The organism is Roseateles sp. DB2 (assembly GCF_051857535.1).
GTDB lineage: Bacteria > Pseudomonadota > Gammaproteobacteria > Burkholderiales > Burkholderiaceae_C > Roseateles_B.
This window is the reverse complement of the sequence record NZ_JBPZGY010000007.1, coordinates 97011-113055: the sequence shown is the minus strand read 5'-3', so window position 1 is coordinate 113055 and position 16045 is coordinate 97011. Positions and strand designations below refer to the sequence as shown.

At 66.3% G+C, this 16045-nt stretch carries 16 protein-coding genes; 6 read left to right on the top strand and 10 right to left on the bottom strand.

Going from position 1 to position 16045, the window contains the following annotated elements; translation table 11 throughout:
- Positions 1-6: 6 nt before the first annotated feature.
- On the bottom strand, positions 7-642 hold the full coding sequence (gene pdxH / locus ACS5PK_RS12930; protein WP_439440659.1) for a pyridoxamine 5'-phosphate oxidase: 636 nt from the start codon (positions 640-642) through the stop codon (positions 7-9).
- Positions 643-765: 123 nt separating this feature from the next.
- Here pdxH and ACS5PK_RS12925 point away from each other — a divergent pair, with 123 nt between their 5' ends.
- On the top strand, positions 766-1440 hold the full coding sequence (locus ACS5PK_RS12925; protein ID WP_439440658.1) for a nucleotidyltransferase family protein: 675 nt from the start codon (positions 766-768) through the stop codon (positions 1438-1440).
- A 69-nt stretch (positions 1441-1509) separates the two neighbouring features.
- Here ACS5PK_RS12925 and ACS5PK_RS12920 read toward each other — a convergent pair whose 3' ends face one another.
- Positions 1510-2472 (bottom strand): inositol monophosphatase family protein, encoded by a 963-nt coding sequence (locus ACS5PK_RS12920; protein WP_439440657.1) that lies wholly within the window; start codon positions 2470-2472, stop codon positions 1510-1512.
- Between the two features lie 135 nt (positions 2473-2607).
- On the opposite strand from ACS5PK_RS12920, the gene ACS5PK_RS12915 reads away from it, so the two are divergent.
- Both ACS5PK_RS12915 and cysE read left to right on the top strand, forming a co-directional pair.
- Positions 2608-3369, top strand: a complete 762-nt coding sequence (locus ACS5PK_RS12915; RefSeq protein ID WP_439440656.1) for an RNA methyltransferase — start codon at positions 2608-2610, stop codon at positions 3367-3369.
- A gap of 82 nt (positions 3370-3451) precedes the next feature.
- Positions 3452-4219, top strand: coding sequence for a serine O-acetyltransferase (gene cysE / locus ACS5PK_RS12910; protein WP_439440655.1), 768 nt, complete (start codon positions 3452-3454; stop codon positions 4217-4219).
- Between the two features lie 21 nt (positions 4220-4240).
- Here the strand turns inward: cysE and mog are convergent, their stop codons facing one another.
- Both mog and yjgA read right to left on the bottom strand, forming a co-directional pair.
- Positions 4241-4858, bottom strand: coding sequence for a molybdopterin adenylyltransferase (gene mog / locus ACS5PK_RS12905; protein WP_439440654.1), 618 nt, complete (start codon positions 4856-4858; stop codon positions 4241-4243).
- On the bottom strand, positions 4851-5423 hold the full coding sequence (yjgA, locus tag ACS5PK_RS12900; RefSeq protein ID WP_439440653.1) for a ribosome biogenesis factor YjgA: 573 nt from the start codon (positions 5421-5423) through the stop codon (positions 4851-4853). The genes mog and yjgA overlap by 8 nt, the downstream gene beginning before the upstream one ends.
- A gap of 119 nt (positions 5424-5542) precedes the next feature.
- Between yjgA and pmbA the strand changes: the two genes are divergently transcribed.
- The 3 genes from pmbA to ACS5PK_RS12885 all read left to right on the top strand — a co-directional run bounded on the left by pmbA (position 5543) and on the right by ACS5PK_RS12885 (position 9286).
- Positions 5543-6940, top strand: a complete 1398-nt coding sequence (pmbA, locus tag ACS5PK_RS12895; RefSeq protein ID WP_439440652.1) for a metalloprotease PmbA — start codon at positions 5543-5545, stop codon at positions 6938-6940.
- A 267-nt stretch (positions 6941-7207) separates the two neighbouring features.
- Positions 7208-8290 (top strand): TRAP transporter substrate-binding protein, encoded by a 1083-nt coding sequence (locus ACS5PK_RS12890; protein WP_439440651.1) that lies wholly within the window; start codon positions 7208-7210, stop codon positions 8288-8290.
- A gap of 324 nt (positions 8291-8614) precedes the next feature.
- Positions 8615-9286: a substrate-binding periplasmic protein gene (locus tag ACS5PK_RS12885; RefSeq protein WP_439440650.1), complete on the top strand. Its 672-nt coding sequence runs from the start codon at positions 8615-8617 to the stop codon at positions 9284-9286.
- Between the two features lie 19 nt (positions 9287-9305).
- Here ACS5PK_RS12885 and glk read toward each other — a convergent pair whose 3' ends face one another.
- From glk to ACS5PK_RS12855, 6 genes are all read right to left on the bottom strand, one after another.
- On the bottom strand, positions 9306-10277 hold the full coding sequence (gene glk, locus ACS5PK_RS12880) for a glucokinase (RefSeq protein WP_439440649.1): 972 nt from the start codon (positions 10275-10277) through the stop codon (positions 9306-9308).
- Complete coding sequence (locus tag ACS5PK_RS12875) at positions 10274-11338, bottom strand: ABC transporter ATP-binding protein (protein ID WP_439440648.1); 1065 nt, start codon at positions 11336-11338, stop codon at positions 10274-10276. The genes glk and ACS5PK_RS12875 overlap by 4 nt, the downstream gene beginning before the upstream one ends.
- A 4-nt stretch (positions 11339-11342) precedes the next feature.
- Positions 11343-12218, bottom strand: a complete 876-nt coding sequence (locus ACS5PK_RS12870; protein ID WP_439440647.1) for a carbohydrate ABC transporter permease — start codon at positions 12216-12218, stop codon at positions 11343-11345.
- Positions 12215-13096 carry a carbohydrate ABC transporter permease gene (locus ACS5PK_RS12865; protein ID WP_347610683.1) on the bottom strand — a complete coding sequence of 294 codons (882 nt, stop codon included), beginning with the start codon at positions 13094-13096 and terminating at the stop codon, positions 12215-12217. Before ACS5PK_RS12865 ends, ACS5PK_RS12870 begins: the two co-directional genes overlap by 4 nt.
- A 212-nt stretch (positions 13097-13308) precedes the next feature.
- A complete protein-coding gene (locus ACS5PK_RS12860) occupies positions 13309-14571 on the bottom strand; it encodes an ABC transporter substrate-binding protein (RefSeq protein ID WP_439440646.1) in 1263 nt (420 codons plus the stop codon).
- Positions 14572-14671: 100 nt separating this feature from the next.
- The gene (locus ACS5PK_RS12855; RefSeq protein WP_439440645.1) at positions 14672-15850 is read right to left on the bottom strand and encodes a maltoporin; all 1179 of its coding nucleotides are present in this window, start codon (positions 15848-15850) and stop codon (positions 14672-14674) included.
- Positions 15851-16045 lie beyond the last annotated feature (195 nt).

Sequence of the window (16045 nt, the reverse complement as noted above, 5' to 3'; positions counted from 1 at the left end):
GCAGCGTCAGGGCGCGAGGCGCTCCTTGACCCAGCCCTGGCCTTCGAGCCGATAGCTGATCCGGTCATGCAGACGGGACCTGCGGCCCTGCCAGAACTCCCAACGTTCGGGCACCAGGCGGAATCCCCCCCAATGCGGGGGGCGGCTGGGACTCAGCCCGTGCTGGGCGGCGGCCCTGGCAGCATTGGCCACCAGCACGGCGCGGGAGCTGATCACCTGGCTTTGCGGCGAGGCCCAGGCGCCCAGGCGCGAGTCCAGGGGGCGCGAGTGGAAGTAGGCGTCCGATTCTTCGGCGCTGACCTTCTCGACACGGCCCTCTATGCGCACCACGCGCTCCAGCTCCACCCAATGGAACTGCAGCGCGGCGAAAGGATGGAGGGCCAGTTCGCGGCCCTTGCGGCTGTCGTAGTTGGTGTACCAGACGATGCCTCGTGCGTCGAAGCCTTTGATCAGCACGATGCGGGTGGAGGGGCGGCCGTCCTCGCCCACGGTGGCCAGAGTCATGGCATTGGGCTCGGGCAGTTCCGCTTTGAGGGCTTCGTCGAGCCACTGGCGGAACTGGATCATGGGCTCGCCCGATGCCTGGGATTCGTCCAGCTCGGCCAGCTCGTAGCTCTTGCGCAGATCGGAAAGCTTGTTCATACCGGGAGTATCACTCAGGCGGGAACTCCTTAAGTGAAGCTCCCTATGGGGCGCCCCAGGGGCAGCAGGCATGCTGCGGGGCAACAGCCGCTAAACAGGCGGCGACATGAAAAGGTGATTCGAATGAATGAACGACGGCCTGTTGTCGTCGTGCTGGCCGCTGGCCAGGGCTGCCGTTTCAAAGGCCCCGGCCACAAGCTCCATCAGGAGCTGAAGGCCGGGGAGACGGTGCTGCAGCGTACCGTCGCCCAGGTGCAGGCAACGGGCCTGCCATGGGTGATTGTCACGACGCAAGCCATGCAGGACCAGGTGCAGAGCCTGGTGCTGCGGCTTGATCAACTGGTGGTGCTGCCTGAGCGTGGCATGCAGGGTCAGGTCTTGCCTTTCGGCATGGGACACAGCATCGCTGCCGGGGTGTCGGCCACTGGCGATGCGCCTGGTTGGGTGCTGATGCCCGGCGACATGCCCAGCGTCAGCCCCGATACCCTGCGTGCCGTCGCCCAAGGGCTTGGCGAGCAGGCGGTGGCCTTTGCCCAGCACAAAGGCCGCAGCGGCCATCCACTGGCTTTCTCGGCCGAACTCTACTCGGACCTGGTTGGGCTGCAGGGCGACGAAGGCGCGCGGCGGCTGGTGGCGCGTTATCCGGCGGTGGGCATCGAGGTGCCTGACCCCGGCGTGCTGGAGAGCGTGGACACCGTGGAAGACCTGCAGCGCCTGCGGGAGCGTGAGCATGTCGGCGTGCCCGGTCCCGTCAACCAGGCCAGTCAGTCCACTGTCATGGGAAGTACCTGGACGTGAAAAAGGCGCCCCGATGACCCATCGCGGGCGCCCTTGCGCTGGCTGGCGGCGGGGGCCGCCAGGGTGTGATCACAGCGGCGCGTCGTCGCTGCTCTTGTCGGTCTTCTTGATGCGTACAGGGCCGCGCTTGCGCTCAGCCGGAACGGCCGCAACCTTCCTGGCTACTTCGGCGCTGGCGTCGGCCGCTGGCTTGGCGGCATCCTCGTCCAGTTCTTCCTGCTTGATCACGCGGGTGTAGGGCGCCAGGATCTGGACCAATTGACCGTAGATGCGCGGATTGCCCGCAACGATCTCACGCTGGTGCAGGAAGTCGGCCTCGCCAGTGAAATTGCCCACCAGGCCACCGGCCTCGGCAATGATCAGCGAACCGGCGGCCACGTCCCAGGGGTTCAGTCCGGTCTCGAAGAAGGCGTCGTAGTAGCCGGCTGCCACATAGCAGAGGTCCAGGGCAGCAGCGCCCGGGCGGCGAAGGCCGGCGCATTCCTGCATCACGGCCTCGAACATCTTCAGGTAGCGCTTGAAGTTGTCCCCGCGGCGGAAAGGGAAGCCGGTGCCGATCAGGGCATCGCTCAGGCGGGTACGACGCGAGACGCGCAGGCGGCGATCGTTCAGGTAGGCGCCGCGGCCCTTGGTGGCGTAGAAGAGGTCGTTGCGGGTCGGGTCGTAAACCACGGCTTGCTGGACCACGCCGCGGTGGGCCAGGGCGATGGACACCGCATAGACAGGAAAGCCGTGGATGAAGTTGGTGGTGCCGTCGAGCGGATCGATGATCCACTGGAATTCGGACGTCTTGTTGCCGTGTTCGCGACCCGACTCTTCGGCCAAGATGCCGTGCTCGGGATAGGCCTGCAGCAGGGTCTCGATGATGAGCTGCTCGGCAGCCTGGTCCACCTCGGTCACGAAGTCATTGGGCGACTTGCTGTTGATCTTGAGGATGTCGAGGTCCAGGGAGGCGCGGTTGATGATGGATCCCGCTGCACGGGCCGCCTTGATGGCGACGTTGAGCATGGGATGGAGTGAAGCTTGCGTCATGCGTGAACCTGCAAACGAAGGAGGTGGACTGGCGAAGGAAAAGAGCGTGGCGCTGTGCGGCCAAGCAGCGGATCTCGAAGGATCTGCGGGCGGCATCCACGGCGCGGATAATCCAGCATTTTAGCCGAGAAGCCCATGTCCGCCAGCGTGGAATCCACACGATTTGTCTTGATTCAGACCAGCCACCCCGGCAATGTGGGCGCTGCCGCCCGCGCCATGAAGGTCATGGGCTTCTCCGAGCTGGTGCTGGTGCGCCCACGCTTCGCCGACGTGCTGAGCCAGGAAGACACCATCGCCATGGCCAGCGGTGCGGCCGACATCCTGGCCCGTGCTCGCATCGTGGACACGCTGGAAGAGGCGCTGGACGGCGTGACCTTCGCCTGTGCCACCGCCATGACCCCGCGCGACTTCGGCCCGCCCACCTCTGCGCCGCGGCCTCTGTTCGCGCAGTTGGCGGCTTCGGGGCACAAGCTGGGCCTGGTCTTCGGCTCCGAACGCTATGGCATGAGCAATGAGGATGTGTACCGCTGCCACGCGGTGCTCTCCATTCCGACCCATCCGGACTACGGCTCGCTGAATCTGTCGCAGGCCGTGCAACTGCTGGCATATGAATGGCGACAGGCACTGGGTGGATTCGAGGTGGCGGCACGCACGGCCGATCCACAGCTCGCCGATGGCCGCGCGGTGCAGGGGCTTCTGAGCCATCTCCAGGAGGCCCTGGAGCACATCGGCTATCTGGATCCGGCGGCGCCCAAGAAGCTGATGCCGCGGCTGAACCAGCTGTTCAATCGAGCCCAACTGACTCAGGAGGAAGTGCACATCCTGCGCGGCATGGCCCGCAGCATGCTGCGCCTGCAGCAGCCGGCCTCGCACAAGGGCGAAGCCACCGAGGACTGAGCAATTTCCCCACGGGCACCAGCGCCGGCCCCCACCGCTACACTGACGCTCCCTTGTTCACGACCCCCTCGGCATCGCCACCATGTTCAAGCGCCTGCGTGAAGACATCCAGCTGATTCTTGAGCGCGATCCCGCGGCTCGCAGCAGCTGGGAGGTGCTGACCTGTTATCCCGGCCTGCATGCCCTGGTGCTCCACCGCCGAGCCAGTTGGTGCTGGCGGCACGGGTTCAAGTGGCTGGGGCGCTTCATCTCGCATCTGTCGCGCTTTCTGACCGGCATCGAAATCCATCCCGGTGCCACGATCGCCCGCCGCGTCTTCATCGACCACGGCATGGGCATCGTGATCGGTGAGATGGCCGAAATCGGCGAGGGCTGCACCATCTACCAGGGCGTGACGCTGGGCGGTACGTCTCTGGTGAAGGGCGCCAAGCGCCACCCGACCCTGGAGCCTGGTGTCATCGTGGGCGCCAATGCCTGTGTGCTGGGCGGCTTCACCGTGGGCGCTGGCGCGCGTATCGGTTCCGGCGCGGTGGTGACCAAGCCGGTGCCTGCGGGTGCGACGGCCGTGGGCAATCCGGCCCGCATCATCGAGGCTCAGGCGGAGGCACAGCGCGAAGCGGCGGCTGCCCGCATGGGCTTCTCGGCCTATGGCGTGACCCAGGGCGACGACCCGGTAGCCCTGGCGATGAAGGGCCTGATCGACAACGCCGCCGGCCACGAGCATCAGATCGCACTGCTGTGGCAGGCCATCGCCAAGCTGTCAGAGACCCAGCGCAGCGACTGCGTGCCGCAGGACGCGCAGCAGGATGAATGCTTTGATGCTGCCTCGCTGAGCCGACTGGTCAAGTAAGGCAGGTCACAGTGGCGTCGCTCAGGCCTGGGGCCTGGCTCGTACCGCATTCTTGGGGCGGAAAGCCTTGATGCGTTCTTCGCGGGTTTCGAGGTAGGGGCCGCCGATCAGGTCGATGCAATAGGGCACTGCGGCAAAGATGCCGCTGACCTGCATCTCACCCGTGGGTGACTTCAGGCCCTCCAGGGTCTCGGCAATGCTCTTGGGCTGGCCGGGCAGGTTCAGGATCAGGGCCTTGCCGCGGATGACGGCCGTCTGGCGCGAGAGGATGGCCGTGGGCACGAAACGCAGGGAGATCTGGCGCATCTGCTCGCCAAAGCCGGGCATCTCGCGGTCGGCCACGTCCAGGGTGGCTTCGGGCGTCACGTCGCGCGGAGCAGGGCCGGTGCCGCCGGTGGTCAGCACCAGGTCGCAGCGGGCCTCGTCGACCAGCTCGCGCAATGTGGCGGCGATCAGCGGGCGTTCGTCGGGGATCAGGCGGGCTTCGAAGTGCAGGGGGTTGTGCAGGGCCTGGCCCAGCCAGTCCTTCAGTGCGGGCAAGCCCTTGTCCTCGTAGACGCCGGTAGAGGCGCGGTCCGAGATGGAGACGATACCGATGCGCACCGGCTCGAAATCAGCCGATCCCGGCATATCACTCATCGCCGTCACCCTCCAGCCTCTCGGCGGATTGATCCTGGGTCATGCGCTTGGCCTCGGCCTTGATGAACTGGAACAGCTCGCGGAACGCGCGCCCGCTGCGCTGCTCGGGGGCCGCCGCAGCGTCCTTGCGCGCAGCGCGAAGGAGACTGCGCAGCTGTTGGACGTCCACGCCCGGATGATCGGCGATGAAGTCTTGCAGCGCCTCGTCCTGGGCCAGCAGGCGCTCGCGCCAGGCCTCGCTTTCATGCAAGGTGAGGCTGTCCTGGGCGCGCCCCAGCTTGAAGTCGGCCACGGCCTGGCGCACGGGTTCGGCATCGATCTTGCGCATCAGCTTGCCGATGTACTGCATCTGCCGCCGACGGCCCTCGAAATTGCTGATCTTCTTGGCGGCCTTTATGGCGTCCAGCAGGATTTCGGGCAGGTTCAGCGGCTCAAGGCGGCTGGCAGGCAGGGTCAGCAGGTCTTCGCCCAGGGACTGCAGGTCGTGCATGTCGCGCTTGAGCTGGCTCTTGCTGGGGCGGCTGAACTCGTCGTCAGCGCCGGTGTCGTCGTAGGAATGGTGCATGGGTGCTCGATACGGCAGGGGCGTTCCACGGTGCCAGCGCTGTGCGGGCGGCGGGGCGCCAAGGCTCGTATGATAGTCGCCCACCCCGGCCATCCGCCGGTCAGACCCTATTCCAGCACATGACCAAGACCACCGAGAACCCCGCTTCGAGCGCTCATGCCGTCCACGGCTTTGCCTACAGCCAGGACCAGTTCCGCCAGTTGGTGGAAGATGCCTTGAACGAGGCGCGCCGCCTGGGTGCCAGCGATGCCGGCGCTGAGGTCTCCGAGGGCTGCGGCCTGTCCGTCTCCGTGCGCCGTGGCGAGCTGGAGAACGTGGAGCGCAACCGCGACAAGACCCTGGGCATCTCCGTCTACCTCGGCCAGCGCCGCGGCAATGCCAGCACCTCTGATTTCTCGCCGCAGGCCCTCAAGGACACGGTGCGTGCGGCCTTCGACATCGCCCGCTTCACCGCCGAGGATGCCTTCGCCGGCCTGCCCGACGAGCAAGACCTGGCCCTCGATCCGAGCCAGCGTCCGGAACTGGATCTCTTCCATCCCTGGGACCTGGACGCCGAAGCCGCCGCCCAGTTGGCCCTGCGGTGTGAAGCGGCCTGCTTTGCGACCGACCCGCGCATCGCCAATTCCGAAGGCGCGGCCGTGTCCGCCCAGCAGTCGCACTTCATCGCCGGCAATACCCGTGGCTTCATGGGCGGCTATGCGAGCTCTCGGCATACGCTGTCAGTGGCGCCCATTGCGGGCCGAGGGGCCGGAATGCAGCGCGATGCCTGGTACAGCTCCATGCGCGCGGCCGAAGACCTGGCTTCGCCCGAGGCCATCGGCCGCTATGCCGCCGAGCGGGCTTTGTCCCGCCTGAAGGCCCGGCGCGTCAAGACGGCCGAGGTGCCGGTGCTGTTCGAATCGACCGTGGCGGCCGGCCTGCTGGGCGCCCTGGTTCAGGCCACCAGCGGCGGTGCGCTGTACCGCAAGGCCAGCTTCCTGCTGGACAGCCTGGGCAAGCCGGTGCTCGCGCCTCACATCGATGTGCAGGAAGACCCGCACCAGCCCAAGGGCAAGGGCAGCACGCCCTTCGACGACGAGGGTGTCATCACTCGGCCGCGCACCGTGGTCGAGGCCGGTGTCCTGCAGGGCTACTTCCTGTCCACCTATTCCGCCCGCAAGCTGGGCCTGCGCACCACGGGCCATGCGGGCGGTTCGCACAACCTGCGCATGAGCAGCCGCAACACCGCACCAGGGGACGATCTGACGACCATGCTGCGCCGCCTGGGCCGCGGCCTTTTCGTGACCGAGCTGATGGGGCAGGGCGTCAACTACGTCACCGGCGACTATTCCCGCGGCGCCAGCGGCTACTGGGTGGAGAACGGCGAGATTGCCTTCCCCGTCCATGAGGTGACCATCGCAGGCAATATGCGCCAGATGTTCCAGGACATCGTTGGCATCGGCAACGATGTCTACACCCTGGGCAGCAAGTCGGTGGGCTCGCTGCTGCTCTCGCGCATGAAGCTCGCTGGAGCCTGAGCAGCGGCCGGACGCCGGCTGCACGACTGAGGGCCCGCTTCATGCGGGCCTTTTTCTTGCCGCAGCCTGGTCCGAGGGGGCAGCAATCAGCTTCGTGAAAGCCTCGTTTCAGCCTGTTTTCAGACAACAGGGGCGATGCACAAAATCGTGCCCCAATCCTGCCCCATTTCACGGGTTTGTACCTGTCAGCACCTAGGAGGGGCACTCCTAGAATCATTTTCAACCTGGGATTCCCCCCGCGTTTGACCACTTTTCTAGGAGTCGTGTATGGAACGTCGTTCCTTCGTGAAGCAGGCCGGCCTGGCAGGTGTTCTGGCTGCTGCTTCGGCACCGGCCATCGTGCATGCGCAAGCGAATATCCGCTGGCGCCTGGCATCCAGTTTCCCCAAGTCCCTGGACACCATTTTTGGCGCTGCCGATGTCTTCGCGAAGAAGGTTTCGGAGATGACCGGCGGCAAGTTCCAGATCTCCGTGCATGCCGGTGGCGAACTGATGCCCCCGTTCGGCGTGGTGGACGGCGTGCAGAACGGCACGGTGGAAATGGCGCATACCGCGCCTTACTATTTCTTCGGCAAGGATGAAACCTTCGCCCTGGGGTGTGCCATTCCCTTCGGCCTCAACAGCCGGCAGATGTCGGCCTGGATGGTGGAAGGCAACGGCCTGAAGCTGATGCGCGAGTTCTATCGCAACTACAACATCATCAACTTCCTGGGCGGCAATACCGGTGCGCAGATGGGCGGCTGGTATCGCAAGGAAATCAAGTCCGTGGCCGACATCAAGGGCATGAAGATGCGCATCGGCGGCTTTGCTGGCCGTGTGCTGGAGCGCATGGGCGGCGTGCCTCAGAACATCCCTGGTGGCGAAATCTACTCGGCCTTGGAAAAGGGCACCATCGACGCCGCCGAGTGGGTCGGTCCCTATGACGACCAGAAGCTGGGCTTCAACAAGGTCGCCCCGAACTACTACTACCCCGGTTGGTGGGAAGGCGGCCCGCAACTGGACTTCTACATCAACACCAAGGCCTATGACGGCCTGAGTGCGGAGTACAAGGCCATTGTGGAGTGCGCTGCTGCGCAGGCCCACATTGACATGCAGGCCAAGTACGACGCCAAGAACCCGCAGGCCCTCAAGAGTCTGGTGGGCTCGGGCACCAAGCTCTTCAAGTTCCCGCGTGATGTGCTGGACCTGGCCTTCAAGGAGTCCATGGCCATCTACAGCGAGCTGTCGGCCAAGAACCCGAACTGGAAGAAGGTCTACGAGGACCTGGCCGCCTTCCGCCGTGACCAGAACCTGTGGTTCCGCTTCGCCGAAGCCGGCTTCGACGACTTCATGCAGGCCCAGAAGCTTTGATGAGACCACTGGCCGGCGCGCCTGGCCGCCCTCAGCAGCCCCCACGCCCTCCGGCCTGGGGGCTTTTTATCGCCAAGGCCTTGCTGTGTGCGAAGCGTGCACTGTTGCCGCGCCGGACGGATATTTGTCATGCCGCTTTCGTCAGCTTCATGCAAGGCGGTGCAGACTTGCCTATCATCCGCGCCGCCTGTCAACGGCTTGCTCAAGCCCTGTCCTCCGTACACCATGCGCGCTCTCGTCCTTGCCCTGACCCTTTGTAGCCTCTGCTGCGCGCCGCAGGCATCGGCGCAAGGGCCGGCCTCGACGGCGAACGAGCCTTTGCGCTTGCTCACCGAGGACTTCCCGCCGGTCAATTTCCAGCAGGATGGGGTGGTCAAGGGGCTCTCCGTAGAGATCGTCCAGGAGATCGAGCGCCGCCTGGGCCTCAAGGACGAAATCACCCTCATGCCCTGGTCCCGCGCCCTGCGTGAGGTGCAGGGGCCTGGACGCGTGGCGCTCTTCGCGATGGCACGCACGCCCGCGCGCGAGAAGCTGTTCAAGTGGGTCGGCCCCATCGTCACCTTCTACAGCTCGCTGTATGCGCCGGCCCGTGGCGGCCTGCGCCTGCGCTCCATGGAAGATGCCAAGCGCGCGGAGTCCGTGCTGGTCGTGAGGGACTGGTACACCTCGGAGCAACTGGCCGCCATGGGCTTCAAGAACCTGGTGCCGGTGGCGGATCCGGTGACGGGCATCCGCATGCTGTTGGCCGGGCGGGCCACGCTGTTTGCCACGGAACGGCTTTCCATGCCCCAGACCATGGCGCAGGCCGGCATCCCTGAGGAGAGCCTGGAGATCGTCTACAGCTACGCCAGCTCCGAAGGCTATATCGCCTTCTCGCATGAGACGCCCGACAGCCTGGTCCAGCTCTGGAACGACAAGCTGCGCGAGATGAAGCGCGACGGCAGCTTCCGCGCCATCTACAAGCGCTGGCTGCCCAACGACGCACCGCCGCAGTGAGCGGCGGGCGAGGGACTGTCTAGTCCAGGGCCAGGGCCATACCGCGCAGGGCAGGCGACTCCTGAGCCGTGATCAGGTAGACCGGCATGGTCTCCAGCAGCGGGCGCATGCGCCCCTTGGCCAGAAAGCGCTCCATGAAGCAGGACTGCTGCAGGGCGTCGGCCATGCGCGGCAGCACGCCGCCGCCCAGGTAAACCCCGCCGCGCGCCCCCAGGGTCAGGGCCAGATTGCCGGCCACGGCGCCCAGGAAGCCGAAGAACAGGGCCAGGGCTTCGCCGGCCTGTGCATCGGCCTGTTCCAGGGCGGCATCGGCCAGCTCGGGCGGCTGCGTGTAGCGCACCGGGCAGCCGTCCAGGGCGCACAGGGCCTCGTAGGTCCAGACCAGGCCGGGGCCAGAGAGCACGCGCTCGGCCGAGGCGTGGCCGAAGCGCTGCTGCAGTTGCACCAGCACCTGCCACTCGCGCTCGGTGCTGGCACACAGGGTGGCATGCCCGCCCTCGCTCTCCAGCGCCCGCCAGCCGCCGCCAGGCTGGGGCAACAGGCCGGACACCCCCAGGCCGGTGCCAGGCCCGATCAGCGCCCGTGCCGCGTCAGGCAAGGCCGGACCACCGCCCAGGTGCAGCCGCTCGTCCTCGCGCAGGCAGGGCAGGGCCAGGGCCAGGGCGGAGAAGTCGTTGTAGATGGCGAGCTTCTGCAGACCCAGTGCCTGGCGCAGCGCCTGGATGGAGAAGGCCCAGTGGTTGTTGGTCATCTGGATCCAGTCGCCGGTGACCGGATTGGCAAGCCCTAGCGCGGCCTGCTGCGGGTGTGGTCGGGCGATGCGGCCCAGGTAATCTTCCACAGCCTGTTGCAGCTGCGGGTAGTCCTGACAGGGCAGGGTCTCCACGCACTCCAGTGGTGCTTGGGCATGGGCCTGCCAGGCGAAGCGGGCATTGGTGCCGCCGATGTCGCCCACCAGCCGGGGCAGGGCCTGAAGCGGATCCCTGGTCATGCGATGCGCCTTTCATCCTGGCCCTGGAACAGATGGACGGCCTGCGGCGCCCATTGCAGATGGACCGTGTCCCCCACCTGGGCATGCAGCGCGCCCGGCACGCGGCTGGTCAGGCGGCCCACCGGCGTCTCGACGGTGGCATAGGTGTCAGGCCCCGTGGGCTCGATCATGTGCAAGCGGCCGGCCAGGCCCTCACCCGCGAGTCGAACGTCCTCCGGCCGCAGGCCGTACAGCAGTTCCTGGCCGGCCAGTGGCTGCAGAGCGAGGCGCTGCGCCTCTGACAGCGGCAGGACCTGCCCCGCGGCCTGCGCGTTGCTGCCATCGAAGCGGGCGCCGACGAAGTTCATGGTCGGCGAGCCGATGAACTCGGCCACGAAGCGGTTGGCCGGGCGGCTGTAGATGTCTTCCGGCGAGCCGAACTGCTGGACCTGGCCATCCTTCATCACCGCGATGCGGTCCCCCAGCGTCATGGCCTCGACCTGGTCATGGGTGACGTAGACCGTGGTGGTGCGGGTGCGCTGGTGCAGCAGCTTGATCTCGGCGCGCATCTCCACGCGCAGCTTGGCGTCGAGGTTGGACAACGGCTCGTCGAAAAGGAAGAGCTTGGGATCACGGGCCAGCGCCCGCCCCATGGCCACGCGCTGGCGCTGGCCGCCGGAGAGCTGCCCGGGCTTGCGCTGCAGCAGGTGCTCGATCTGCAACATCTTGGCCACACGGGCCACGGCCACATCCCGCTCGGCGCGCTTCATGCCGCGCATCTCCAGCGCGAAGGCGATGTTCTGGGCCACGTTCATGTTCGGGTAGAGCGCGTAGCTCTGGAAGACCATGGCGATGTCGCGGTCCTTGGAGGGCAGGTCCGTGACGTCGCGGTCCCCGATGTGGATGCGACCGCTGCTGGGCTGCTCCAGGCCGGCAATCATGGCCAGCAGCGTGGACTTGCCGCAGCCCGAGGGGCCTACGAGGATGAGGAACTCGCCCGCCTCGATCTCCAGGTCTATGCCCTTGAGGATCTCGACGCTGCCGTAGCCCTTGCGAATCTGCTGGAGGTTCAGTGCACCCATGGTGTCATCCTTTCACCGCGCCGGCCGTGAGGCCGCGCACGAAGTACTTGCCCGCCAGCACATAGACCAGCAGGGTCGGCGCGGCGGCAATCAGTGCCGCGGCCATGTCCACGTTGTATTCCTTGACCGAACTGGAGGTGTTGGCCAGGTTGTTGAGGCCCACGGTGATGGGCTTGGCATCGGCGCCGGAGAACACGACGCCGTAGAGGAAGTCGTTCCAGATGGCGGTGAACTGCCAGATCAGCGTCACCACCAGGATGGGGCCGGACAGCGGCAGCACGATGCGCCAGAAGATCTGCCAGAAGCCCGCGCCATCAAGCATGGCGGCCTTCACCAGCTCATCCGGCAGACCCGCGTAGTAGTTGCGGAAGAACAGCGTGGTCGAGGGCAGCCCCGCGAGCACGTGCACCAGCACGAGACCCGCCAGCGAGTTGGCGATGCCCAGCTGGCCCAGCACCTGGCTCATGGGCAGCAGCACTACCTGCATGGGCATGAAGACGCCGAAGAGCATCAGGGCAAAGACCAGCTCGCTGCCCCGGAAGCGCCACTTCGTCAGCACATAGCCGTTGATGGCGCCCAGGGCCGTGGAGATGATCACCGCCGGCACCACCATGGCCACCGAGTTCATGAAGAAGGGCTTGAGGCCGTTGCAGTCCGTGCCGGTGCAGGCGCTGGACCAGGCCTTGGCCCAGGCGCCCAGCTCGGGGGCCGTGGGCAGGGACAGCAGGCTGCCTTGGCGCAGCTCCTCCATGCTCTTGAGTGAGGTGCTCACCATCACGTAGAGCGGGGTCAGGTAGAACAGGGCCAGCAGGCCGAGGGCGGCGAAGAGGGCCAGGCGGCCCAGGCTCAGGCGGGGCGCGGCGGTCAGGGAGCGGCTCATGCGTGCCTCCCGCGTTGACGGAGTTCGGAGTAGAGGTAGGGCACGACGATGGCCGCGATGGTGGCCAGCATCACCGTGGCGCTGGCGGCCCCGAGGCCGATCTGGCCGCGGCTGAAGGCCATGGTGTACATGAACGTGGCCGGTAGGTCGGTCGCGTAGCCGGGGCCGCCGGCGGTGAGCGCCATCACCAGGTCGAAGCTCTTGATGGCCAGGTGGCTCACCACCATCAGCGTTGAGAAGAAGACCGGTCGCAGGCTGGGGATGAGGATGCGCCAGTAGATGCGCGGCAGGCTGGCGCCGTCCACCTGCGCGGCCTTGATGATGCTGTCGTCGATGCCGCGCAGGCCCGCGAGGAACAGGGCCATCACGAAGCCCGAGCTTTGCCAGATGGCGGCGATGACCACGCAGTAGATCGCCATGTCGGCGTCCACCAGCCAGTCGAAGCGCGCGTTCTCGAAGCCCCACTGCTGCAGCAGGTGCTCCAGCCCGAGGCCGGGGTTGAGGATCCATTTCCAGGCCGTGCCCGTCACGATGAAGGACAGCGCCATGGGGTAGAGGTAGACCGTGCGCAGCACGCCTTCGGCGCGAATGCGCTGGTCCAGCAGGATGGCCAGCAGCAGACCCATCACCGTGGCGCCGCCCACGAACAGCGTGCCGAAGACCGCGAGGTTGCGCAGGGCCAGGGTCCAGCGCTCGGACTCGAAGAGCTGCGCATACTGCGCCAGGCCCACGAACTCGTAGTTGGGCAGCAGGCGCGAGGCGGTAAGCGAGAGCACACCGTTCCAGGCCATCAGGCCGTAGATGAAGAACAGCGCCAGCAGGAAGGAGGGCGCCAGGACCAGCTTGGGCAGCCAGGGGCTGCGGGGAGGGGCATTCATGGCAGGCCTTTGGAAGGCGTCGAAGGAATTGGGAGCCGGAGCGGGAGCGGGCTCAAAAAGACCTGCACGCCCGGGCCGCTGCGGCCTGAAAGTGCACCTGCAGACAGGCGCAGGCGTGCAGGCAAGGGGCCACGCAGGGCACCCGAGCTACAAGAGATCCTTGAAGAAGAAGGGGCAGGCGCTCGTCATGACGAACGCGCCTGCCCGCGCGCTCAGCGCTGCTTGGCCGCGGCGATGAGGCGGTCCATGGCCTGGGCCGTGCTCATCTTGTCGCTGTTCCAGAACTGGCTGACCACGTCCTTGATCGCACCTTCGGCGGCCGAGGGTACGGCCATGCCGTGGGCGATGGACGGCACCAGGGTGGCGGCCTTGGCGCTGTCGGCGAAGTCCTTGGACGATGCGCGCGCGCAGTCGTCGAACTTGTCCATCTTCATGTTCATCCGGACGGGGATGGAGCCCTTGTTGAGGTTGAACAGTTCCTGAAAGTCCGGAGACATGACGGCCGAGGCCAGGTCGCGCTGCGCCTTCTGGTTGGCCTCGTTCTTCAGCTTGAAGAAGGCGAAGGAGTCGATGTTGAAGGTGAAGGCCTTGGCCGTGCCCGGGGCGGGCAGGCACAGGAAGTCCTTGCCCGCGGTCTTGCCTGCGGCCACGAACTCGCCCTTGGCCCAGTCCCCCATGATCTGCATGCCGGCCTCGCCCTTGATGACCATGGCCGTGGCCAGGTTCCAGTCGCGGCCGGGGGCGTTCTTGTCGGTGTAGTCCTTGAGGCGGCGGAAGGTGCTCAGGACCTTCTCCATCGTGGGGCTCTTCAGCGTGGCCGGGTCCAGCTGGACCAGGGCCTTGCGGTAGAAGTCCACGCCGCCCAGGCCCAGGGCAACGGCCTCGAAGCTGGTGAAGTCCTGCCAGTTCTGGCCGCCGTGGGCCAGGGGCACGATGCCGGCCTTCTTCAGCGCGTCGGCGGCCACGAAGAACTCGTCCCAGGTGGTCGGCGCCTTGACGCCGGCCTTCTTGAGCGCTTCCGGGTTGACCCACAGCCAGTTCACTCGGTGCACATTGACCGGGGCGGCGATGTAGTGGCCCTGGTACTTCATGATGTCGCTGACGACCTTGGGCAGGCTCTCATCCCACTTCTCGGTCTTGGCGAGCTCGTCCATATTGGCCAGCACGCCCTCCTGCGCCCATTCCTGCAGCGAGGGGCCCTTGATCTGCGCGGCGGCCGGGGCATTGCCCGAGACCACGCGGGACTTCAGCACCGTCATGGCGGAATCGCCGCCGCCACCGGCCACGGCGAAGTCCTTCCAGCTGTGGCCCTTGGCCTGCAGCGTGCCCTTGAGGGCGACGGCGGCCTTGGCCTCGCCACCGCTGGTCCACCAGTGCAGGACCTCCACCTCACCGGCCTGCGCCGCGAAGGCCATGAGGGAGGCGGCCATCGCGACGGCCAGGGGGCGCAGTGCCTTGATGCTTGCGTTGTTCATGTATGTCTCCAGATTCTTGTGTGCACGGGTCGCCAGGCGGGCTGGTGCGATTGTGCGTTCATCTGCGTTCATCGGTCGTTCATCAGCAGCGGCTTGCCGCTCAGAACCACCACTCCACCTGGGCGCCCGCGCTGGTGCCCGAGCTCTTGTCCGCGAAAGCGGCCTGACCGGTAACGTTGCCGGCGGCATCGTTCCAGCGGGCATGCGTCAGGTAGAGGCGGAACTCCGGTCGGCTCCAGAAGTCGTTGGCGATGGACAGCGTCGGGGCAATCGTGAACTTCGTCAAACGCGCGGTGGTGCCGCCATCGGGCTTGTACTGCGAGACGCCAATTTCGCTCACCAGCTTGAAGTGGCGGCTCATGCCATAGGACGCGCGACCGCCGATGGACAGCGACTTGGTGCTCTTGCCGGCTGCGTCCGTCTCCTTGGCCAGGAGCAGCATGGCCTGGCCGCCAAAGACGCCGTCCTGCCAGCCGATGGACTCGACCAGGCGATAGCTCTTGGCTGACGATCCTGCGCCCAAGTCGCCGAAGTTGGAATTCAGCCCGGCCGAACCCTGGGCGTACTGCAGCCACAGAGTGTTGGACAGGCCGGTGCCGAAGAGCTTGGCCTGGTCATGGCGCAGGGCTACGCCGAGGCCCGAGGTGCCGCCGTCGAAGCTGCCCTTGGTGGCCGTGAGGAAGATGTTCAGCTTGCCTTCATCATTGGCGGCGATGTCCACCCATTCCACATTGGCGCGGTGGCCCGGCTTCACGGCGCTGGTCTCGGTCTTGTAGAAGGCCACGCCCAGCTTGCCGGGGCCGCCGTCCAGACCCTTGACGCCTGCGCCCACGCCGGCCATCTCGGTGAAGTAGGTGTCGACGATGTGCACATCACCGCGGCGGCCGCGCTCCTTGCCGATCCAGAAGGTGGCGTTGGGGGCGATGTCGAAGCCCTTGGCCTCGGCGAACATCTGCTCGATGGCCAGGCCCTTGCCATTGGTGTCGGTGGCGCCCGTCCAGTGGTTGGTCATCAGCGTGACGCGGTAGTCGACGCCGTCCTTCTGGAAACCCTGGCTCAGCTGGAACTCGCCGTAAAAGTCGCACTCGTTGCCCAGGCGGTACTTCATGCCGGAGCTGCCGCCGTTCAGGGCGTAGCAGGCGCGAGAGGCGTTGTTGGAGGTGAGGCCGGGGCCGGCCCGGAAGTAGCCGGTCCAGTCCAGGGCCTGTGCGCTGGCGGCACCCAGGCCCAGGCTCAGCAGGAGGGTCAGGCGCGTCAGCGCTTGTGGGGGGAACTTCATCTGCATTGTCTCCGTCGTGGGGCTCCATGGCGCCAGCGTCCGGCCGCCGGCGTTCATGAAGTGTTTATGTTTTGTGCATGCGTTGTTAATGTTAATGATTCATTCATGTACGTTTATAGGTGCTTACCATTAGGGTGCAGGCAGCCCCATGCCGGTGCTCGGGGCACAGGTGTGGGGGCGTGCAGGGGGGGGCGG